16 protein-coding genes are annotated in these 21,147 nt (G+C 63.3%); 2 read left to right on the forward strand and 14 right to left on the reverse strand.

The genetic code is table 11. From position 1 onward, the window contains the following. The 12 genes from RKP46_RS02055 to RKP46_RS02110 all read right to left on the reverse strand — a co-directional run bounded on the left by RKP46_RS02055 (nt 1) and on the right by RKP46_RS02110 (nt 15,176). On the reverse strand, nt 1–1,221 hold the full coding sequence (locus tag RKP46_RS02055; protein WP_311105085.1) for a TIGR03087 family PEP-CTERM/XrtA system glycosyltransferase: 1,221 nt from the start codon (nt 1,219–1,221) through the stop codon (nt 1–3). Between the two features lie 21 nt (nt 1,222–1,242). Further along, nucleotides 1,243–3,183, reverse strand: a complete 1,941-nt coding sequence (locus RKP46_RS02060; RefSeq protein ID WP_311105086.1) for an XrtA/PEP-CTERM system amidotransferase — start codon at nt 3,181–3,183, stop codon at nt 1,243–1,245. Nucleotides 3,184–3,186: 3 nt separating this feature from the next. Next, a complete protein-coding gene (locus RKP46_RS02065; protein WP_311105087.1) occupies nt 3,187–4,380 on the reverse strand; it encodes a TIGR03088 family PEP-CTERM/XrtA system glycosyltransferase in 1,194 nt (397 codons plus the stop codon). Continuing rightward, nucleotides 4,377–5,930: an exosortase A gene (xrtA, locus tag RKP46_RS02070; protein ID WP_311105088.1), complete on the reverse strand. Its 1,554-nt coding sequence runs from the start codon at nt 5,928–5,930 to the stop codon at nt 4,377–4,379. Before xrtA ends, RKP46_RS02065 begins: the two co-directional genes overlap by 4 nt. A gap of 82 nt (nt 5,931–6,012) precedes the next feature. Then, nucleotides 6,013–7,047, reverse strand: coding sequence for a FemAB family XrtA/PEP-CTERM system-associated protein (locus tag RKP46_RS02075; RefSeq protein WP_311105104.1), 1,035 nt, complete (start codon nt 7,045–7,047; stop codon nt 6,013–6,015). A gap of 44 nt (nt 7,048–7,091) precedes the next feature. Beyond that, entirely contained in the window at nt 7,092–7,958 is an 867-nt protein-coding gene (locus tag RKP46_RS02080; RefSeq protein ID WP_311105089.1) for an XrtA system polysaccharide deacetylase, read from the reverse strand. 19 nt (nt 7,959–7,977) lie between these two features. Continuing rightward, the gene (wecB, locus tag RKP46_RS02085; RefSeq protein ID WP_409194090.1) at nt 7,978–9,078 is read right to left on the reverse strand and encodes a non-hydrolyzing UDP-N-acetylglucosamine 2-epimerase; all 1,101 of its coding nucleotides are present in this window, start codon (nt 9,076–9,078) and stop codon (nt 7,978–7,980) included. Between the two features lie 88 nt (nt 9,079–9,166). Continuing rightward, nucleotides 9,167–10,264 carry an XrtA/PEP-CTERM system-associated ATPase gene (locus RKP46_RS02090; RefSeq protein ID WP_311105091.1) on the reverse strand — a complete coding sequence of 366 codons (1,098 nt, stop codon included), beginning with the start codon at nt 10,262–10,264 and terminating at the stop codon, nt 9,167–9,169. 9 nt (nt 10,265–10,273) lie between these two features. Next, a complete protein-coding gene (locus RKP46_RS02095) occupies nt 10,274–11,926 on the reverse strand; it encodes a TIGR03016 family PEP-CTERM system-associated outer membrane protein (protein WP_311105092.1) in 1,653 nt (550 codons plus the stop codon). Further along, the gene (locus tag RKP46_RS02100) at nt 11,859–12,863 is read right to left on the reverse strand and encodes an XrtA-associated tyrosine autokinase (protein ID WP_311105093.1); all 1,005 of its coding nucleotides are present in this window, start codon (nt 12,861–12,863) and stop codon (nt 11,859–11,861) included. Before RKP46_RS02100 ends, RKP46_RS02095 begins: the two co-directional genes overlap by 68 nt. A gap of 9 nt (nt 12,864–12,872) precedes the next feature. Further along, nucleotides 12,873–14,435, reverse strand: coding sequence for an XrtA system polysaccharide chain length determinant (locus RKP46_RS02105; RefSeq protein ID WP_311105094.1), 1,563 nt, complete (start codon nt 14,433–14,435; stop codon nt 12,873–12,875). Nucleotides 14,436–14,546: 111 nt separating this feature from the next. Further along, nucleotides 14,547–15,176 carry an XrtA/PEP-CTERM system exopolysaccharide export protein gene (locus RKP46_RS02110; protein WP_311105095.1) on the reverse strand — a complete coding sequence of 210 codons (630 nt, stop codon included), beginning with the start codon at nt 15,174–15,176 and terminating at the stop codon, nt 14,547–14,549. Nucleotides 15,177–15,833: 657 nt separating this feature from the next. Here RKP46_RS02110 and aceA point away from each other — a divergent pair. Continuing rightward, nucleotides 15,834–17,132 carry an isocitrate lyase gene (gene aceA / locus RKP46_RS02115; RefSeq protein WP_311105096.1) on the forward strand — a complete coding sequence of 433 codons (1,299 nt, stop codon included), beginning with the start codon at nt 15,834–15,836 and terminating at the stop codon, nt 17,130–17,132. A gap of 148 nt (nt 17,133–17,280) precedes the next feature. On the opposite strand, the gene RKP46_RS02120 is transcribed toward aceA, so the two are convergent. Together RKP46_RS02120 and ggt are read right to left on the reverse strand one after the other, a co-directional pair. Beyond that, complete coding sequence (locus tag RKP46_RS02120) at nt 17,281–18,348, reverse strand: DUF1615 domain-containing protein (protein ID WP_311105097.1); 1,068 nt, start codon at nt 18,346–18,348, stop codon at nt 17,281–17,283. Nucleotides 18,349–18,568: 220 nt separating this feature from the next. After that, nucleotides 18,569–20,359, reverse strand: a complete 1,791-nt coding sequence (gene ggt / locus RKP46_RS02125; RefSeq protein WP_311105098.1) for a gamma-glutamyltransferase — start codon at nt 20,357–20,359, stop codon at nt 18,569–18,571. Nucleotides 20,360–20,513: 154 nt separating this feature from the next. On the opposite strand from ggt, the gene RKP46_RS02130 reads away from it, so the two are divergent. Beyond that, on the forward strand, nt 20,514–21,147 hold a 634-nt coding region (locus tag RKP46_RS02130), incomplete at its 3' end, for an efflux RND transporter periplasmic adaptor subunit (protein ID WP_311105099.1).

Raw genomic sequence — 21,147 nt, forward strand, 5'->3', positions numbered from 1 at the left:
TCATCGGACCGGCTCCCTGCCGCCTGCGGTCAACCCGATATGGCGGTCGATGGTCGACAGGTGCGCATCCCAGCTGTAGCGCTCGAGCACGCGCTTTCGCCCGGCCGCACCGATCGCCGCAGCGCGCTCCGGTGCGCGCAACAAGGCGCCGGCTTGTGCGACGAAATCGTCGATGCCGCCCGCGGTCAGAAAGTCACGCTCGGCGACCGCGTCAATCGGTGTCGCACATTCGGCCGAGGCGATCACCGGTCGGCCCATCGACATCGCTTCAAGAATCTTGTTTTGCACGCCGCGCGCCAGACGCAGGGGAGCAACGACGAGCGCGGCGTGACGCAGGTACGGGCGAACGTCCGGAACGGTTCCGGTGACGACGATACGGTTGTTGGCCAAGCCTTGCACCGCCGGCGTCGGACTTCTCCCGACGATGAAGAAACGCAGCTCCGGCCAGTCGCGCGCCAGTTGTGGCAAGGCCTCCTTGGCGAACCAGCTTGCCCCGTCGATATTCGGCCAGTAGTCCATGGCGCCGGTGAACACGATCGGCAATTCGCCCACGGCAAACGGTGAGGGCAGTTCGTGCGCGGGCGAAAAATAGTCGGCGTCCACGCCGTTGCACATCGCTTCGATCTTCCCGGCGCACTCGGGCGCGAGGCCGACGAACAGCTCGACTTCCGCCGGCGTGACGAAGAACAAGCGGCTGGAACGGGCGGCGACCAGACGCTCGAAGGCAAGCAGGCGCTCGCCTTCGCGTCGGTAGAGCGAGGACATCGGCCAGCGGTGACGCCCGGCGTACTGCGTCCATTTGTACGAATCGACGTCGCAGAAGTCGACCAGGCTGGTGATGTCCGTGTGGCGCTCGACGAATTGAGCCATGACCGAGGAAAAGACGACGACCGCGTCGATCTTCTCGGCGCGCACGGTCCGGTCGACCCAGGCTTGCAGTCCGGCGTTGCGGTAGTAGGGCAGGCTCAGCGCCTGGCCGCTGAGCAAGCCGCGCAGGCTGAGTATCCGGGCAAGCTTGGGATTGAGGCGGGCAACGTGCAGATCGGCGCAATAGCCGCGCACCGTCTCGACATAGGTCTCGTCCTGCGGATCGTCGATGAACGTCCCCAGGAACACGCGGTGGCGCGCCGCCAGATGCTTGAGCAGGTGATACGAACGTACCTTGTCTCCCTTATTGGGCGGATAGGGGAGGCGGTGGACGAGATAGAGGAGATTGCTCATCAGAGGGCGAACCCAGTCAGTTCACACCACCGCGTTCTCATTGGCACGAGTTTGCGCAGAGGCGGTGGTCGAATCGAGAACATTGCGCAGGAAAGCGTCGAACATGAGAACCGTCCATAGCGGTGCGCTGTGGTCGGCGGCGCCCGACTGATGCGCATCGACCACCTGACGCAGATAAGCCTGATCGAACCAGCCGGTCTCGGCCAGGCGATCACCGAGTACCGCCTGGCGGATCCGCTGTTTGAGCGGGCCGCGAAACCAACGCGCCAGTGGTACAGCAAAGCCCATCTTGGGACGATAGAGCACGTCGTAGGGCAGGCTGGGCTCCATCGCCTTCTTCAGGAGGAATTTTCCTTCCTGGCTGCGCAGCTTCAGCGACGAGGGCAGGGTCGCCATCCACTCGACCAGTTCGTGATCCATCAGCGGCTCGCGCACTTCCAGCGAGTGCGCCATGCTGGCTCGGTCGACCTTGGTGTTGATGTCACCAACCAGATAGGTTTTCAGATCCAGGTACTGAATCAAGGCCAACGGATCGTCGGTGGCCGCCCGTAGCGCGTGGCCACGAAACACCTCTTCGGCGGTATAGCCGCCGATCTGCTGCCGGAAACGGTCGGTGAACAGTTGCCGCCGCATCGGAGCACGCAGTATCGAGACGGAGTGGAAGTAGGCTTCGACGGCCGTTCTCGCCATTCCCTCGAAGGTCGTCTTGGCGCGAAAGACACGTGGCGCCCAATCGGCTTTCGGGTACACGCGACCGAGCAGGCCAAACAAGGGCCGCCGCAAGGCGAGCGGCAGCGCCGAGCGCATGCGTTCCTCCATCATGTGCAGGCGATAGCGACGATAGCCGCCGAAGGTTTCGTCGCCGCCGTCGCCGGAAAGGGCCACCGTGACATGCTGGCGTGCCAGTTGGCAGACGCGGTAGGTGGGAATCGCCGAACTGTCAGCGTACGGCTCATCGTACAGCCGGGCAAGCGTGTCAACCAGATCGAAGTCGTCGCTGGCAACCATTTCCGAGTGGTGGTTGGTCCGGTAGCGGTCGGCGACGATACGGGCGAACTTCGCTTCATCGAAAGCTGGATCGTCGAAGGCAATCGAACAAGTGTTCACCGGCGCCGGCGATAGTCCGGCCATCAGCGCCACGACGGCGCTCGAATCGACGCCACCGGAGAGGAAAGCGCCCAGCGGAACTTCGGAAATCATGCGCAGACGGACCGATTCGCGCAGCCGCCTGTTGAGTTCGTCGCAAGCATCCTCCAGCGACAGCGGTTGATGCAGGCTGAAGCGAAGGTCCCAATAGGGTTTCGGTTCGGCCAGCGGCTGACCCCGGCGCAGCGTCAGCGTGTGGCCCGGCGGCAATTTCCTCGCCTGGCAAAAGATCGTCCGCGGCTCGGCCACATAGCCCAGGGCAAAGTACTCCTCGACCGCCAGCGGGTCGATCTCGCGCGGCAGTCCGCCGTGCGCGAGCAGCGACTTCAGCTCAGAGCCAAACAGAAACAGCCCATCGGCCAGGCAGGCGTAGAACAGCGGCTTGACCGCCAGGCGGTCGCGGGCAAGGAAAAGCGTTTGCCGATGGCGGTCCCACAAGGCAAAGGCGAACATGCCGCGAAAGCGCTGCACACAACTTTCCCCCCACGACTCCCAGGCATGCACGATGACCTCAGTGTCGCTGCGCGTGTGAAAGACGTGGCCGAGTGAGAGCAACTCGGGAATGAGTTCCTGGTAGTTGTAGATCTCGCCGTTGAATACCACGCAAACGCTCTGGTCTTCGTTGTACAGCGGCTGCTGACCGGTCGACAGGTCGATGATCGACAGCCGGCGATGGCCGAGACCGAGGCCGGGCTCGACATGTATTCCGCCTTCGTCAGGGCCGCGATGGTGCTGTGACTCGTTCATTCGCGCCAGCGCGCCGCGATCCAGCTCACGCTGCCCGCGCAGATCGAAGATCCCGGTAATCCCACACATACCCTAGCTCTCAGAGGTTGTGAATGGCGGCCGGTGCCGGCCGCTTTGAGCGCGCAACTGGTCGTCATAAACCGCCAGGTATCTTGCGCACATCGTTGGCATGCTGAACTGGCGCTCAACCAAAGCCCGCCCAGCCAGTCCCGCCGCGCGTGCCGCTGGCGGATCAGCCGCGTAGGCGGCGATACGCTCAGCCATCGCCTCGATATCTCCTGCCGGCACAATCTCACCCGTTCGCCCACGATCGATCAATTCGCGGTTGCCGCCGACATCGGTGGCGACCACCGGCAAGCCGCTGGCCATCGCTTCGAGGATGGTGTTGGATATGCCCTCTGCCAGCGACGGAAGCACGAAGCAGTCCAACCCGCGCATGATCTCGGGCACATCATCACGTGCACCGGGCAGCCAGGCGTACTCGGCAACGCCCGCCTGTGCGAGCAGCGCCTGCGCCTCGGTGCGTAAGGGTCCTTCACCAACAATCACCAGCCGCAAACGCTCGACCAGCGCCGGATGCGCGCGCAAGGTTCGCACGAAAGCCCGCACCAGGTCGGTCTGGTTCTTCACCACTTGCATGCGCCCGACGCTTCCGACCAGCCACAGGCCAGGGTCGACGAAGGGGCAGCCGGCCGGCGCCTGGCGCGATGCAGCCGGATAGAAACGCATTATATCGACCCCATTGTAAATCTGTTCGATCTTGCCCGGCGGAACACCCACGGCGCTGACCAGATAGTCTTCGAGATCGCGTGAAAGCGCTATGTACTTGGTCACGAACGGACGGTAGAAGCGACGCACCCAGCGATATTTCCGACTTGAACCATCGAGATCGCCGACATCGCGTCCGTGTTCGCCATGAATGCGCACCGGGACGCCGGACAGCCAGGCGGGGACGACGACCTCGAGTGCAGCCAGGTTGCGACTGTGCACAATGGCCGGCTGCAGTTCCCTGAACAGCCGGTAGAGGCGTGGATAGATCCAGAAAGTATGTCCCGGCGCCTTCTCCAGGGCGATGAACTGGACATCGTGGCGAGCGATGCGCTGACGAAAATCGGTGATGTCGGTCAGCGCAATGATCACGTGCCGAAACGCTTCGGGCGGCAAACGATTGAGCAGATTGACCACCCCGTTCTCGAGACCGCCGACATCGAAGCGAAAAACGACGTGGGCAATCAGCGGACGTCGATCCTTCGCTGCTTTGCTCATCGGTTCTCCGCTGTCTGCCGCAGCGCATCCCTGATCGGCGCAGCAGCCGCTGCTGCGAAGTCATCGAGTATCGCTGGCGCCTCCACAGCTTGCTCGTGCGCTGCGTAGAGAATCACGACGGCCGAGTCATCGCCTTTTCCCATCAGGCGAGCGAGGGCCATGTAAGCCTTGGCCAGGGAATCGCTCGCTGTCCACCGTCCGTCAACCCAGTACCACTGCCAGACAGTCAGGCGCGTGTGCAAGCCGCTGCGCAACTGTGCCGAGCGCACCTTTAGCTCCTGGTGGTCGAAGCTGATGCGCTGCACCCCACCGGCCGTCCTCACCCAGAGCCGATCGTCGCTGCGCACCAGGCCGTTGGTCGAGGTGACCAGTTTACGCTGGTTGTTCTGCTGACGGTAATAGCCCAGGAAGAGTCCGGCGACACGCCCCTCTTTCGCGAAAGCCAAGTGTGTCTGGGCATTGGTCCCCGAGTAACTGGGTTGCCAATTCACGGCACCCTCCGGCGCAGGCTGCCAGCCGGGAATGGACGGAAGCGGCGCGAGTCGGCTGATCGGATCCGAGTGACGGTCATCGAGTTGCCACCTGACCAGGGGTCCGAGGGCCGAAACCACGACGGTTGCCACTGCACCGATGAGCAGCAGCGGAACGCTGGCTGAACCACTGGTGGATACTTCTGGACGCCGCTTGGCCGGGCGCGGCAGATGGTCCTCGCGCCAGCGCCCACCGACCCAGAACATCGCCATCATGACGACCCCGAAGAAGAGCCAACCGTAAACTACGTGGTCGACGCCAACCGCCAGTCGGTTGCTCGACAAATGACCGATCATGACGATCATGTAGGCGCGCAGCCAGTTGGCGACGACGGGAACGATGATCGACGCCAGCACGAAGATGATGCGCCGCTTCAGCGAGTGATACGTCAGATAGGCGAAGAGTGTGCCGACGGTGATCGACGCAATCAGGTAGCGCACGCCGCTGCAGGCCTCGACCACCGACCAGCTACCGCTTGGAATGACGAAACGCAGGCCTTCGGCGTGCACCGGTATGCCGGTGAGGCGTAAGCCGAAAATGGTCATCGCGGCGGTCCAGTCCATCAGCTTCGGCATGGCAAAATCGCCCAGCGGTACCGCGAAGAAGAGGAATAGCAAGGCAAAGGCAAGCGCACGTGCCACCGGCCAGCCGAGTACAGCGGGAACGGACAGGACGAGCATCCCGACGGCGGCAAACTGGGTGAACGAATTCACCGCTGCCAGGTCGCCGAGCAGCCAGAAGAAACCAACGCCGGCGAGGAGCAGCCATGCAGAGTAGCTCGGCCGAGGCGTCAGCAGGGCAATCTCGGAGCGCTTGCGCCAGATCAGCCAGAGCGTGATGGGCAGCACGACAAAACCATGCGCGTAGGTGTCGGAGCGCGCCCAGATACCCGCCATGCCCAGGAACGTGTGGCGAAAAATGAGCAGAATCAGTATCGTGACGATGAAGAACACGGGCAGGACCAAGCGCCACTGATGATCGTCAGCCTGCATTGTCCGACTTGCAACGATGTGATTCATGGGAAGGCTTTCGTTGATCTGACTCGGTCGCTCATCCTGGTTTTCGCTCGCTTGCGGCATTGGCCCCGGCACGCTCGCCGAGTCATCCGAGGTTGCGCACGATGAAGGGTCCGAGCCGGTTGGCAAGGCCGATCGGCAACTTCCGCCAGGTCTCGATGAGCAGTCTGTACTTGGCGTTTGACGGGTTGTTCTGGGGAATCGAGTCGCGCCGGTAGAGGCAGTACTCATAATGCAGGGCTTGCGGTTCAAACCCCCAGTTCTTCTTGAAAGCAAAGGATCCGGTGCCGCGCTTGCTTCGACCGTAGTCGAAGACCTTCACGCCGCGTTCGCAGGCGCGGCGCATGAGCTCCCAATACTTGAAATCGTTCGCCGCAAGCTCACGCGCGGAAAGCTCGTCCCCCGCCGAATACGGCAGCACCTCGTCGCGGAAGTAGAAGCTCAAGACGCTGCTTAGTGGCCGCTGCGTCGGGTCAACGACGGTGAGCACCTCGCAGTCGGCCGCGAAGACCTCGCGCAGGGCCTGGAAGTAACGACGCGGGAACGCCGGCGTGCCATGTCGATGAACGTTGTCGGCATAAAGGGCGAAGAAGCGGTCGATATCGGGGTCAAGCTCGCTGCGCAAGCCGTTCTTGATTCCCTTGCGGACCATGGCGCGTTGCTTGCGAGGAATGGCCAGCATGTTCGCGTCAACTTCTTTGGCAATCTCCTTGCGGAAGCGCACATAGAGATCCTGCGTCGGCCAATCGGCATGACGCTGACCGACGTTGCGCATTTCCAGATGGTCTACCCGTAGGCGGCGCGCGCGCGTCTGCGCTTCCTGCTCGAGCAGTTCCACCGCCTCCTGGCTGAGCGCGGCGATTCCACCGTACATGGCAAACGGCAGCGAGACGAGCGAATTGCCGAACAGCAGACTCTTCACCTGAGCCAGGGGCAGAACGCCTTCGATGACGCCAGCCCGCTCGGCAAAAAGAAAATGCGTCCGGTGCTTGAAGACCTCACCGACGATCCTCTGCCAGCCCGCCTTGTGGAAGAACGTCGCCTGGGGACAGGAGTCGACGAAGGCGTCCCAGCGCGCCGCGGTCGCCGCATCGTCTGCACGCAATTCCCTGAGATGCAGTGGCGCCAATCCAGAAGCCGCTTCGCCGGTGGCTTGCCCGCTGGTCACCGACAAGCTCCCGGCGCTACCGTATCGGTGGGGAGAAACACCTGGTCTACCCGCCCCCACTGAAAATCTGTCAGGAGTCGCTGCAGGCGGCCTTCCATATGGTGCAGATTGATGTAGTGGCGAAAGCGTGTCTTGGCGTCGATGCCGGCAACGCGTGGCTGTCGCGCATCGATCTCCCAGGGATGGAAGTAGAAGATTGCCGGTTGCCGGTCAATCGCGTTGACCCGCCGGAGCAGCCAGCGCGAAAGGGCATAGGGCAGCAGGCGGAAATAGCCGCCGCCGCTGGCCGGCCAGTTTCGTTCGAAAAAGCGCGCTGTGGTGACCGGTAGCTCGATCAACCCGGCGCGGACGCGATGCGCGAAGCGCGGCGCGTCGGGCATGCCGTAGTGGTCGTGGCGAATCGGGTAGATGCTCGAGCTGTAGCGATAACCAGCGCGCTCAAGGCAGTCGAACGCCCACAGGTTCTGCTCGCCGATCGAAAAACTCGGCGCTCGGTAGCCTTTGACCTCCTGACCAGAGAGGTCTTCCAGCAAGCGCTTGGCCGAGCCGATGTCGGCCGCGAATTCGGCCGGGCTCAGATCGCTCGCGCGCTCGTGCCCATAACCATGGCTAGCCAGTTCGTGGCCGTCGGCGACGATGCGGCGGACGAGCTGCGGGTAGCGCTCGGCAATCCAGCCCAGGGTGAAGAAGGTCGCTTTGGTTCCTTGCTCGTTGAGCATGGCCAGAATGCGCTCGACGTTGCGCTCGACCCGGCATTCGCGCGCCTCCCACTCGCTGCGGGCAATGTAGGGGGCTAGCGCCGAGACCTGAAAGTAGTCCTCGACATCGATCGTCAAGGCGTTGGTGATCGCTTGATCCGCCATCGTGCAATGACTGCCGCGATCAGTGCTGACTTGCCGAATGTCGCGCGAGGAGCCAGCGCGCCAGATCGGCGGCGATCCGCTCAGCCGCGCGGCCATCCCACAGCTCGGGAAGACGGCCGCTCTTGCCGGCGCCGCTCAGAATCTGATCTACACCCTGACGAATCGCCAGCGGGTCGCTGCCGACGAGCGTGTTGGTTCCCTGGTCGACGGTAATCGGCCGCTCGGTATTCGCCCGCAAGGTCAGACAGGGAACGCCCAGCGCCGTCGTTTCCTCTTGCAGGCCACCTGAATCCGACAGGACCAGGCGAGCACCGGCGAGTAGACCGAGCATCTCGAGGTAGCCTTGCGGCGGCAGCAGAACGACACGCGGGCTGCTTAACAGATGCGCCAAGCCGAATCGTTCGATGTTGCCGCGCGTCCGCGGATGCAGCGCCATGACCAAGGGAATGCGCTGCGCGGTCTCACTGAGCACGGCGAGCAAGGGCGCCAGCGTTTCGACCTGATCGACGTTCGACGGACGATGCAGCGTGACGACGCCATAACCCTGCGCAGCGCCGATGAGGGCCGGGTCAAATCCGGCCTGCCGCAGGGTTTGCGCAGGTGGATGAGCGAACTCCCGGTTGGCGAGCAGGGAGTCGATCATCACGTTGCCGACAAATGACACGCGTTCCGCCGCGACCCCTTCGCGCGCCAGGTTGTCGTGTGCGCTGCGCTCCGTCGTATACAGGCGGTCAGCAAGTTGGTCGGTCAGTACCCGGTTGATTTCTTCCGGCATCGCCCGATCATGGCTGCGCAGCCCCGCTTCGACGTGCACGACCGGCACCAGCTTCTTGGCGCAGACCAGCGCGCAGGCAAGCGTCGAATTGACGTCGCCAACGACCAGCACGCATGACGGTCGGTACTCGTCGAGCAGGGGCTCGAAGCGGCGCATGACCTCCGCCGTCTGCACCGCATGCGTTCCCGAGCCGACCTCGAGGTTGATATCGGGATGCGGCAGACGCAGGTCGACGAACAGCCGATCGTTCATGTCCTTGTCGTAGTGCTGGCCGGTATGGACGAGCAGCGTCGGGACAACCGGGCAATGCGCACTGAAAGCGCGCAGGATCGGGGCCATCTTCATGAAATTCGGCCGTGCGCCAACAATGCAGGCGACCGGTCCCAGAGCGCTGGGCCATTCCTTGTCTGCCACCGGAGAACTCCTTTTCAGCCTATTGTTGCCTTGCCCGGACAGCGTCTATGAGCTGCTGAAGCAAGGAGAGAAGCGCTGCATTGTTACGTTCCAGACGGAGAATGCCGCGCTCGATGCGAATCATGCGCTGTTCAGCCTGCCCGCTCTTCATGTCGGCGATGACGCGTGAGGCCTGATCGGCAGTACTCGCGTCGAGCGAAAGGCGCGACAGGTCGACTTCGAGGACGTTGCTGTCGCTCAACTGCATGCTCATCGCGGCATGCTCACCATCGCCCACCCGGCTCGCCACCATCGACACGCTGGATTGCGTCTCTTCCTTGATCTCGCGCGCCACTTCTTCGACATCAGTACGCGAGAATTCGCTCTTTCCGTTCAGGTAGCCGGAAAGCAGAAGCCGATCGCAGTGCGCGTTGATCCGCCGCGGTACGCCGCCGCTGGCCTGAAAGATCGCATCGTAGGCCTCGCTGTCGAAGCGCGGCAGACCGGTCGAACCGGCGCAGCGGAGCCGGTGTTCGATATACGCCTGCGTCTCCTCGCGGTCCATCGGTCCAATGTGGCACGCGGCGATCACGCGCTGGCGCAACTGGACCATTTCGTGGCTTTGCATGATCTTGCGGAACTCAGGCTGACCAATCAGGAAGCTCTGCAGCAGCGCCTGCGTGCCAAACTGGAAGTTCGACAGCATACGCAGTTCTTCGACCGCCCGCGGAGTAAGGTTCTGCGCCTCGTCAACCACCAGCAGGCAACGTTTTCCCTGGCGCGTGACGTCGATCAGGTAAGCTTCCAGCGAGAGCAGCATGTCGGACTTGCCGGCATTCTTCGTCGGCACGCCAAATGCGGCAGCGACCATGCGCAAGGTGTCTTCGGCACCAAGCTGAGTCGTGACGAGCTGCCCGGCAACAACCTTGGTCTGATCCAGATCGTTGAGCAGGCCGCGCACGATCGTCGTCTTACCCGCCCCGACCTCGCCGGTCACGACGATGAACCCTTCGTTCTGGCTCAAGCCGTATTCGAGGTAGGCCATCGCGCGCCGGTGCTGCTTGCTGGCGTAGTAGAACGAGGGATCAGGATTCAGCTGAAAAGGCTTGCTGGTCAAGCCGTAGAAGGATTCGTACATGGCAAACGATCAAAAACTGTGCGAGAGTCCGCCACTGAGGGCACTCTCAGTGTAGCCGCCAACGCCGCTCCCAACGGTCCGGCGCAAGCCGACGCTGGCGCTCGTCTTCGGCGAAATCTGCGTGGTCAGAAACAAATACGCAGCTCGTGTCGTAGTCTCCGGCGAACCGGCAACAAAACTCGTGCTGTGCTGCTGGCTGAGCAGGAGAGACAGGGCGGACAGGCCCGACAACTGGTGCGCCCAACTGAGGCCTACTCCGCGTTGCCGCGTTCCGTCCGCGCTGGCCGCGCTTCCCGTAGCGCCGCTCACCACACCCAGGGACTGCTGTTCGCTTTGGGTTGCCGTCAGCGTAACCGTATTGCGCGCGCCGAGCAGTGCCACCGAGAACTGCTGCCGCTTCTGCAGATTGGCGGTGTTGCTCAGGTAGCCATTGACGACACTGCCATCAACCGGCAAGCCTCGGCTTTGCAGGAACTGGATGACCTGCGCACGAATGGCATCGGGCGCCATTCCCGGATTGATCGCGGCCACGAGCGAATAAATCGCGTCGTAGTTCGAGCCGACGCTGGTGCTGGTCGCGTTCGACGGCTGAAACGACACATCGCGCGTTGCACTGTAGGTCCACAGCGAGCGCGGCATGCGGTGGCTGAACTCGACGGAATAGCCGTCGCCGAAGAATCGCCTGGTCTTGCTCGCGGCGAGCTTGCTGCGCGGGTCGGGTGTCCACACAAAACCATAACTGCCGGTAGTGTTGCTCTCCTGCTCCTGGCTGACATAGTTGTTGGATTCCCTGCCATTGCTCAGCCACACCTGCCACTGCGGGCTCAGCCGATAGAGCAGAGTCAGCGCATAGCGCGTTGCCTCGAGATTCCTGCCTCGTGTGTAGTCCGTTGTCTCGCGGCTCACGTCGATCGCCCAATCCAGAGGTCCCCAGCGGGTATTACCGGAGAGCTTTCCTTGCCACTCGCTGGAGTCCATGTCGCCCTGGCCCGACTGCGACCGGGTGATACCTGCCTTGTAACGCAGCAGGTAATCCATCGACGAGAAGATCTGACCGCGAATATACGGCGACACGCTATAGGTCGAGGTTTCCGTCTGGTTGGCGTTCACGTTCACGTTGCTGCCTGGGGAGACGGCTCCGAGCGGGGTCAGATACTGCTGCGAGATGTTTCCCATGGCGTCGATGAACAGCCAATCCTCAATGGCTTCGAGCATGCCAACAGCATTCAGCGCGTTCCTGTGATTGTTCGCCGACGACTCGCGCACATAGAGGTTTTGCGTCAGCGCGTAGCTGAGGCGAAGTTTGCCGCGCGCGCCCTTACCATCGATCAAAATCCCGGGCGTCAGGCTGGTCACCAGGTCGCTCGTCCGGTTGCCGCCGGGTGAGAGAAAGACGTTGTCGCTGAGCGTCGCGCTGACGGCCAGCGTCGGCGTCACGTGCCAGTTCTCGGCGTACGTCGGGAAAGCTGCCGCCCAGAGAAGGGCGCCCGCACGCCAGGCGCACGCCGCCAGCAGCGGTCTCGGCTGGCGAGGACGCGCGGCCTCGCTTGGGAAATGAGGCTCTCCAGCGCTGCGCTTGTCGCCACGCATAGGATCAGCTGCGCTCGGAGCCATAACCATAACCATACCCGTAGCCGTAGCCATAACCGTAACCGTAGCCATCCTGCGTCGTAGCGCGCGCCTGGTTGAGGAGCAGGAGCTTGACCGGGCATGAATCAATGGCAGCCAGGGCGTGTTTGACGTCGCTCTTGATCGTGCTCTCGGCCCTGACAACGATGACGACCTGTCCCATATGGGTGGCCAGGACGCGCGCCTCGGTGGTCATCAGTAACGGCGGCGAATCGAAAATGATGATGCGGTCCGGGTAGCGATTGGCCATTTCGTCGAGCAAGGCGATCATCGCATCGCTGGCAAGGAACTCGGTGGCGCGCTGGTGTTGCGTACCGCTCGGCAGGAGCGTCAGCTTTTCGACGTTGGTCCTCAGGAGTACGTCGGACAAGGTGCTGGTTTCATGCGTCAACACGTCGAGCAGGCCGGCCGATGCGTTCAAATTGAGCATCTTGAGTACGGATGGTTTGGGTACATCGGCGTCAACGAGCATCACCGTGTTGTCCAGTTCCATGGCAATGCTCATCGCCAGATTGATCGCCGTAAAGCTCTTGCCTTCGCCGGGCAATGCGCTGGTGACCATGATCAGGTTGCCGCGCCTGATCGGCGCAGCTCCCCTACCCATGGCGTTGGCGATCAAGGGTCGCTTGATCACGCGATACTGATCGGCCAGGCGGGAGCGTGGCGCATCGGGACTGATCAGGCCGACGGCGGCGAGCGCCGCCAAGTCGAGGTCGACCCGGCGGGAAACCATTGCCCCCGGTGGCACGCTGGCGACGGCCAAAGCTGGCGTGCTGTCGACCGCTGCGGGACGCGGCGTCACGGCGGGTGACTCTGCCCCGGCACCTGGCAAGGCGACGGCTGCGTCCACTGTCGAGTCAGCTTGCACCGGCGCCGGCGCCGGCGCCGCGTCGGCAACCGACTGCGGGATATCCACTCCCGCCCGTCGCAGTTGTTCCAGGCGCTTGGCCGCTTGTTCGATGAGGCTCATGGATTTTCCTCAGACACTACGGATGGAAAACACGAACAGGACGACCAGTCCCGCTCCGTAAATCGCAACGAGCGCCACGCAAGCCCCGAGGAAACGAAGCAGATCCCGCTTCTCGCGGCGCTTGCTGTCCTCGTTGATCAGCATCGAAACGGTTCCCAGCAGCGGCAAGCCGCACTCCTCGCGCAGCGAACGCGAGTCGAAGAAGACCGGGCGGATCTGGCTGGCGGCAAAAGTGGAGAGAATGCCAGCGGCGAGCGACAGTAGAAGTGTCAGCGGCAGCAACAAGGTGCGATTCGGCGCCACCGGTTTCGGCGAGACGCGTGGCGGGTCGATCAGGCGGAAGTCGACACCCGCCGTGCTGTCCATTTCGCTACCCATGGTCGCCGATTCACGGCGCTGCACCAGTTGCTCGTAATTCTTCTTGTTGATGTCGTAATCGCGGTTGAGCTGGGCAAACTCGGCTTCGATCTGTGGAACCAGATTGATCGACGCTTTCATCCGATCGTAACGCGACTGATATTCGCTTACCCGGGTCTGCAAGGCGGCGACTCGGGCTTCCGTTTCCGACAGGGCAACTTTCAGTTGCTGATAAACCGGATTGCTGCTGGCGGCTGTTGACGGACTGCTCAACGCCGTCTTGCGGCGGGCAATGATCTCCTGCTGCTTCTGCTCCTCGAGTTCCTTGATCAGCCGGCGCGTGCTGACCACATCCGGATGCTGGTCGGTAAAGCGCTGCAGCATGGCATCCAGGTTACGCCGCATGGCGTCGATGCGCCCGTCGATCTCGGGCACCGAAACACCGGCGACCGATTCGGGAGCGACGGTATCGGACTGGACGACCGGATCTTCACCGACGATCTGGTGCTTCAGCGCGTCGCGCGACTCCTGCGCTTCGCGCAACTCGAGCCGTGCCTGTTCGAGCAAACCGCCAAGCTCGCCCATTCGGGTCAGATGGTCTTTGCCTTCGGACCCCTGCAGGTTGAGGTTGCGCAACTTGAATTCCTTCAGACGCGACTCGGCCTCTTCCAGCTTCTTCTCGTACGTCTTGATCTGTTCCTCGAGAAACTTCTTGGCCGATTCGGCGTCACGCCGCGTGTCGCCAAGGTTGGACTCGACGAAAATCGAGACCAGCGACTGCACCACGCGCTTCGCCTGCTGCGGATTACTATCGCGGAAGACGATCGTGTAGATGTTGTCGCGCGTCGTGTTCTGAATCTTCAAGGCAGACATCAGATCCTCTGCCAGCGTATCGCGTTCGGCCTTGGTCTGGACCTTGAGGTCGAGATCGGCCATCCGGATAAGCTTGTCGACATTCGGCCGCGAGATCAGCGTGCGGCTCAACATCATGATCTGCTGATCGAAGTTTGGCTGCGTCACCAAGCCAGACATCAGCGGCCGCAAGATCGATTGCGTGTCAACATAAATGCGCGCCGAGGCCTCGTACTTGTCCGGCATGAGCAGAACCAAGGCCACACTAGCCACACTGACAATCCAGGCGACGCCCACTCCGAGCCAGCGGCGCTTCCACATGCCGCGCAGCATTGCAGTCGCTTGTCGAAGCAGTTCATCCATCGGATTCAGACTCTAACAAGAAGATGTGACAAAGGAACCCGCTGCCGCCTCGTGCCGTACTGCACAAGCCAGCAACAGTCCGACCAGACGGAGCAAGAGGCAGCCGGCAGATCAGAACCAGCTCTGTGGGATGATCAGCACATCACCCGGTCGCATATCCACGTTTGCAGAAATGTCGCCGCGCCGGATCAGATCCGCCAGGCGGACGCTGTACTGAGTATTCCCCTCGGCGCTGCGCAGCAGCTTGGCGCCGTTGCCATCGGCAAAATCGGTCAGACCGCCGACGGCGATCATCACGTCAAGCAAGGTCATGTTCTGCCGATAGGGAAGTGTCTGCGGCTTCGAGGCTTCGCCCAGAACCCTGATCTGCTCGCTTTGCGTGCCGATGAAGCTGGTCACCACAACGGTCACCACCGGGTCGCGAATGAAGGTGCCGAGCGCCTTCTCCATATCCCGCGCCAGAGCTGTCGGCGTCTTGCCCATTGCCTGCAGATCCTCGATCAGCGGTGCTGCAATCAGCCCATCAGGCCGCACCGGGACGGTCATCGAGAGTTCCGGGTTACGCCAGACGATGATATTGACGCTGTCGCCAGGTCCGATGATGTAACGATAGTCCGGCGACGCCGCGCTGGTCGGCGCTGGCGGCAACGAGCTCGCACAGCCAGCCAGCAGCACCCCGCAGACGCCCACCGCAACCCAGCGCAGTCCGGCGCCCAGCACTGTACACAGGCGTGTCAACATCACTCTCTCCTTATCGTCATTCGTGCTCGGCCGCCAGCGAATCACGCTGCCTGTCCCGCCAGCACGGCGAGCACCTGTTCTATGGGCATATCATGCAGAGCGTGACAGTATAGTGGAAATCGCCCGCCAAGCAACGTCGTTTGGACGCCTGCGTCAGCCCTCACCGAATGCCTGCAGAGTATCTGCAATCTGCCGCTGCACGCGTCAATTACTCCACACTTGACGGCATTTGCTCGCCTGCGCTGAATGGATCCACTACGACAAGCCCGCGTTCGCCCGCGGTCATCGCGCCCGGCACAGTGGTTCGTCAGCCAGCGGCAACCGCGCGGCACGCCCGGCCTGGTGGCGCCGGCCGGCAGCCAGCGGGGAAGCGGGTACAGCGCGCCCGGCTGGCGCTGAATGCTGGCTGCACTGTCGGAGTGGAAATTTCACAGACGAGCTTCCCTTTTCGCAATACGAAAAGAAACGAGTAAGAGCATGTTTTCTTGGTATAAAAAATATCTCTTATGTCTTATATAAGACTGTTGATTGCGTGGAGAAAGCCCTCTATACTTCTCGCCATTGGTCACCCGCGCAGTACGCGCCAAGGCTGGTTGTTTGACGCATGGGTGTCACCATAGTCCCAACCGCACTTCGTTATCTTTGGAGAGGTAAACCATGAGTACTAGAGAGCAGCAGATCGCCGAGCTGGAGAAAGACTGGGCCGAGAATCCCCGCTGGAAGGGAATCAAACGTGGCTATTCCGCTGCCGATGTCGTCCGTCTGCGCGGCTCCTTCCCAATCGAGTACACCGTGGCCCGGCGCGGTGCCGAAAAGCTGTGGCATCTCGTCAATAACGAACCCTACGTCAACTGCCTCGGTGCGCTGACCGGTGGTCAGGCGATGCAGCAGGTGAAAGCGGGCGTCAAGGCGATCTACCTGTCAGGCTGGCAGGTCGCCGCCGACAACAACTCGTACGCCGCGATGTATCCTGACCAGTCGCTCTATCCGGTCGATTCGGTACCGAAAGTGGTCGAGCGGATCAACAACTCGTTCCGCCGCGCCGACGAAATCCAGTTCTCGAAAGGCGTGAACCCTGGCGACCCGGGCTATATCGACTACTTTGCGCCGATCGTCGGCGACGCGGAAGCCGGTTTTGGCGGTGTGCTCAACGCGTTCGAGCTGATGAAGGCGATGATTCGCGCCGGCGCCGCAGGGGTGCACTGGGAAGACCAGCTCGCCTCGGTCAAGAAGTGCGGTCACATGGGCGGCAAGGTCCTGGTGCCGACGCAGGAGGCCGTGCAGAAGCTGATCGCTGCGCGTTTCGCTGCCGACGTCTGCGGCGTGCCGACGCTGGTCATTGCCCGCACCGACGCCGAAGCGGCTGACCTTCTCACTTCCGACTGCGACAGCAACGATCAGCCTTTCGTCACCGGCGAGCGCACCTCGGAAGGCTTCTACAAGACGCGCAAAGGTCTGCAGCAGGCGATTTCGCGTGCCGTCGCCTACGCCGAATACGCCGACATGGTCTGGTGTGAAACCGGTACACCCGACCTCGAGTTCGCGCGCAAGTTCGCCGAGGCGGTGCGCAGCGCCTATCCGGGCAAACTGCTCGCCTACAACTGCTCGCCATCGTTCAACTGGAAGAAGAATCTGGACGACGCGACGATCGCCAAGTTCCAGCGCGAACTCGGCGCAATGGGCTACAAGTACCAGTTCATCACGCTTGCCGGCATCCACAACATGTGGTACCACATGTTCGATCTGGCGCAGGACTACGTGGCACGCGGCATGACCGCCTACGTCGAGAAGGTGCAGGAACCCGAGTTCGCCGCGCGCGAGCGGGGCTACACCTTCGTTTCACACCAGCAGGAAGTCGGCACCGGGTATTTCGACGAAGTGACGACGGTCATCCAGGGTGGCGCATCGTCGGTCACCGCGTTGACCGGTTCGACCGAAGAAGAGCAGTTCCACTAAAGCGCACAATCCCGGCCGACATCCTTCCGTCGGCCGGCAGAGGTTCTCGACAGGGAAGGAAAAAGCCGCGCGCGAGCGCGGCCTTTTCCTTCTGACTGCTCGCTGCACGGCTTGCTGGCCGCTGGCAAGCGGCGCTCGGGCGGCCCGCCTAGGCCCTCGCCAGACAGTTGCGATAGCGCGTGTCGACCCGGCGAGCGAACCACTCGGTGGTCAGCGGACGGGTGATCTTCGGGCTCTTCAGGGCAATCCGCGGCAGCATCTCACGCGCCGCCAGTTCGCCGCCGCTCGTGTCGGCGAGCAGATAGACGCGCTGGTAGAGCGCACTCTGTTCGAAGGCCAGCGTCTTTTCCAGCAGGAGGTCGCGCCCGATGGCCGCCTCGCTCAGCCCCAGGCGCGTGCGCAAGGCAAGCACGGCGCGCTGCGTAGCGCTGCTTTCGGCGGACGGCTGACCATCCTGGTAGCGCAGCAGATCGCCGTCGAGTTCGAGCGGACGGCCAGCCAGTCGCGCAACGACGGCCTGAAACGCAGCATTGCGGCTGGCGTAACGCCCCGCGTTGAAGTCGGCAAAACGATGCAGCATCTGCCGGTAGGTCGTCGGATAATCGAGCAGGAAGGCAATGCCGAAGTAGACGCCGCCGCGCCGCGTGAACACCTCGTCACGTACGCTGCCGCTACGCCGATACGGATAGGGCCGGCGGCGCATCTGCTCCTCGGCGAATTCTATGCTGACCTGCATCGGGCCGCCGGTGCGCACCGGGTTGTAGCCCGAGAACAAGGTCTTGCCGAAAGGCAACTCGGAGATCATGTCGTCGAACAGCGCATTCATCTGCTTTTCGGTACGCAGCGCGTCGATACGCGCCTTGTAGCTGCGTCCGTCGGGTGAAGGCTTGAGCAGGGCAAGCTCGACGACCAGCTTGGGGATCCCATAGCTCGTGCGTCGTCGTTCGATCTCCCGCCCGACGATGCGACCCAGACCAGCGACCGGCGGGTCGGCGACGAAGCCCGATTCCTGCTCGATGACGGCCATCGCCGCACACAGCTTTTCCGGTATCAACGGCAACTGCAAGGCGTCAAAGGCGGTAGCGATGTCGGCCGCCCAAGCCGAGCGCTCGCCCACGCTGGCGGGCAGCAGGCGGCTGACCAGGGCACGTGCCTCACCAGAATCGGCAGGCAGCAGCACCAGCGGCGCGCGCGCCGGCGGCAAGGGCTGCGGCACCGGCAGTGGCTTCGCCGTTTCGCGTGGTGGCAAAGGCAGCGGCGAAGGCAGTGGCAGCGTCGACGAGGGCGCCGGGCGAACCGGTGGCGACGGTCGCGATTCGAAGCTGCCATCGCTGGCGCATCCGGACAGGACGGCGGCGACCATCAGACAGGCGATCAGGCTCCGCCGCCGACACCGAACGTCGGGCGAGCGCGCGGCTGACCCCAGCGTGTTCGGCCTACTCACCGGCGACCCGGCCCTCGCGCCGCAAGTCGGCACCACCTGAAAGGACACCGGCACGATGCCGGCGTATTGCCTGCAGACCGCTGACCATGCCGATCTCCTTGACCTCGTGGCCGCGCGCCTGCAGCGCCTCAGTGGTCGACGGCGGGAAACGCTTTTCCTCGAGCAGGGTCGGTCCGTTCAGCGAGCCGAAGTTGGGCAGGTCGATCGCCTGCTGCAGCGGGAAGCCCCAGTTGAGCGTGGCATAGAGCAGCTTGGCCGTGTAGTGAATGATCAGCGCGCCGCCCGGCGAGCCGCCGCTGAGCACGAGATCGCCGCTATCGTCATCGAAAACCAGCGTCGGACTCATCGACGAACGCGGGCGCTTGCCGGGCTCGACGCGGTTGGCAATCGCTACGCCATTGGCGTCGCTCGGGGCAAAGGAAAAGTCGCTCAATTCGTTGTTGAGGAGAAAACCCCTGACCATCTGACGTGCGCCGAAGGCGTCCTCGATCGTCGTCGTCATCGCCAGCGCGTTGCCGTAGGCGTCGACGACGCTCAGGTGCGAAGTGCCGTGCTCGAACTGTTCGGGCATCGGCGCGTAGCTCAGCATCGCCCCGCGCGGTTGCCCCGGCGGCGCGACGCGCATGCTTTGCTCGCCGATCAGTTGCGCCCGCGCGAACAGGTAATCCGGGTTGATCAGGGACTGCCAGCCATCGGCCGGCGCTCTGACGAAGTCCGGATCGGCGACGTACTGCGCGCGGTCGGCGAAGGCGAGGCGCGCGGCCTCGGTGTAATAGTGCAGCCACAGCGGGTCCTCCGCTTTCAGACTGGCGGCTGCGGTCTGCTCGAGGATGCCGAGGATCTGGGCGATCGCGATGCCACCCGAACTGGGTGGCGGAAAACCGCAAATGCGGTAGGTGCGCGGGGGATCGACTTCCTTCGGCGAATAGCGGTGGCAGAGCGGCGTCCGCTTTTTCGCCTGATAGCCAGCCAGATCGGCCAGGCTGAGGCGGCCCGGGTTGGCGTGCTTCTGGACCTTGTCGACGATCGCCTGGGCGATTTCGCCTTCGTGCAGCGCGCGTGCGCCTTCGCTCGCGATGCGCCGCAGGACTTCCGCCAGCTCCGGATTGCGCAGGATGCTGCCGACTGCCCGCGGCTGGCCGTCGGCGCCGTAGAAATACGCCGCGGCGCTCGGGTCGCGCGCCAGATACGGGTCGCTGCGCAATTGCTCGTGCAAACGTCGGCTGACAGGGAAACCGCCCTCGGCGAGCGCGATCGCCGGCCCGAACAGGCTTCCCCAGGAAAGCCTGCCGTACTCGGCATGCGCCATTTCGAGCATGCGCAGCGTGCCCGGAACGCCGACTGCGCGGCCGCCGATGATCGCTTCGTGAAAAGCCATCGGCTGCCCGTCGGGCTTCAGGAAGAGCTTCTCGCTGGCCGCCGCCGGCGCTGTTTCGCGACCGTCGTAGGCCAGCGTGCGGCGCCCGTCGTCGTGCAGAAGAAAAGCGCCGCCGCCAATACCGCTCGACTGCGGTTCGACCAGGGTGAGGACCATTTGCGCGGCAATCGCGGCGTCGACCGCGGAACCTCCGGCGTACAGAATTTGCTGGCCGGCTTCGCTGGCCAGCGGATGCGCGGTGGCCACGGCAAACTTGCGACCGCGCCAACCGGTCGGCGCGATCTCGCCGGGCGCGGTTTTCGCCGGACGCAGTTCGCTGTCCGCGGCCTCCGGCGTCGGCGTGCTCGAACAGGCTGCCGCCAGCAGCGCGGCAAGGAAGAGAAGCGGGAGGGAGACAGGTTTCATGGCGGGCCTCCAGGTCGACGTATCCCGACTTTGTCTCATTCAAGCTACCTGCGCGTCAAGAGACATTTTCTGCCTGGCGACCGACTTGCCTGAGACGCTTTATTAGTATATACTAATATTCATGCGAAACGACACTCCAGCCATCTCCAGCCCGATGACTCGGCGAATCGTCTACCTACGCTTCCGCCGACTCGTCAGCGTCGGCCGCCTGCTCTTCGCCGGCGGCGTGGTGGCTGCGTCAGCCGCTGCCTACAGCCAGTCGAGCCAGTCGACGAACGACTACGTCGTACAGACCAAGGCAGTCGAGGCGACGCTGCCGGCGGACGCGCTTGTCGAGGCGGCGCGTCAGGCGACCGTCGCGGCGCAGGTCTCCGGCCGGCTGGTCGAAGTCCATGTCGATGCCGGCCAGAGCGTGCGCAAGGGCGAGCTGCTGATGCGCATCGACGCGCGCGAAGCGAGCGAGGCGGCGGCGGCGGCGACCGCGGCGTATGTCAACGCGCGGGCCAACCACGAGCGGCTGCTCAGACTGCAGCGCCAGGGCTTCATCAGTCAGGCCGCGCTCGACAAGGCGAAGGCCGAGTTCGACGCCGCGTCGGCAACGCACAAACAGGCGAGCGCCGGTGTCAGCCACGCGACAGTGCGCGCGCCGATTGGCGGCGTCGTCGCCGAGCGACTGAGCGAACTCGGCGAAATGGCGACGCCGGGTAAGCCGCTGCTCTCGATCTACGATCCACAGAGCCTGCGCCTGAGCGCAGGCATCGCGCAGCACCGCCTGCCGCAGATCCGCC

Origin of the sequence: Accumulibacter sp. (assembly GCF_031732815.1) — a bacterium.
Taxonomy (GTDB): domain Bacteria; phylum Pseudomonadota; class Gammaproteobacteria; order Burkholderiales; family Rhodocyclaceae; genus Accumulibacter.

What these genes read in the sequence shown, in the direction of transcription:
- RKP46_RS02055 (WP_311105085.1), bottom strand. Translation starts at nt 1,221, where the DNA reads ATGAGCAATCTCCTCTATCTCGTCCACCGCCTCCCCTATCCGCCCAAT.
- RKP46_RS02060 (WP_311105086.1), bottom strand. Translation starts at nt 3,183, where the DNA reads ATGTGTGGGATTACCGGGATCTTCGATCTGCGCGGGCAGCGTGAGCTG.
- RKP46_RS02065 (WP_311105087.1), bottom strand. Translation starts at nt 4,380, where the DNA reads ATGAGCAAAGCAGCGAAGGATCGACGTCCGCTGATTGCCCACGTCGTT.
- xrtA (WP_311105088.1), bottom strand. Translation starts at nt 5,930, where the DNA reads ATGAATCACATCGTTGCAAGTCGGACAATGCAGGCTGACGATCATCAG.
- RKP46_RS02080 (WP_311105089.1), bottom strand. Translation starts at nt 7,958, where the DNA reads ATGGCGGATCAAGCGATCACCAACGCCTTGACGATCGATGTCGAGGAC.
- wecB (WP_409194090.1), bottom strand. Translation starts at nt 9,078, where the DNA reads ATGAAGATGGCCCCGATCCTGCGCGCTTTCAGTGCGCATTGCCCGGTT.
- RKP46_RS02090 (WP_311105091.1), bottom strand. Translation starts at nt 10,264, where the DNA reads ATGTACGAATCCTTCTACGGCTTGACCAGCAAGCCTTTTCAGCTGAAT.
- RKP46_RS02095 (WP_311105092.1), bottom strand. Translation starts at nt 11,926, where the DNA reads ATGGCTACGGTTACGGTTATGGCTACGGCTACGGGTATGGTTATGGTT.
- RKP46_RS02100 (WP_311105093.1), bottom strand. Translation starts at nt 12,863, where the DNA reads ATGAGCCTCATCGAACAAGCGGCCAAGCGCCTGGAACAACTGCGACGG.
- RKP46_RS02105 (WP_311105094.1), bottom strand. Translation starts at nt 14,435, where the DNA reads ATGGATGAACTGCTTCGACAAGCGACTGCAATGCTGCGCGGCATGTGG.
- RKP46_RS02110 (WP_311105095.1), bottom strand. Translation starts at nt 15,176, where the DNA reads ATGTTGACACGCCTGTGTACAGTGCTGGGCGCCGGACTGCGCTGGGTT.
- aceA (WP_311105096.1), top strand. Translation starts at nt 15,834, where the DNA reads ATGAGTACTAGAGAGCAGCAGATCGCCGAGCTGGAGAAAGACTGGGCC.
- ggt (WP_311105098.1), bottom strand. Translation starts at nt 20,359, where the DNA reads ATGAAACCTGTCTCCCTCCCGCTTCTCTTCCTTGCCGCGCTGCTGGCG.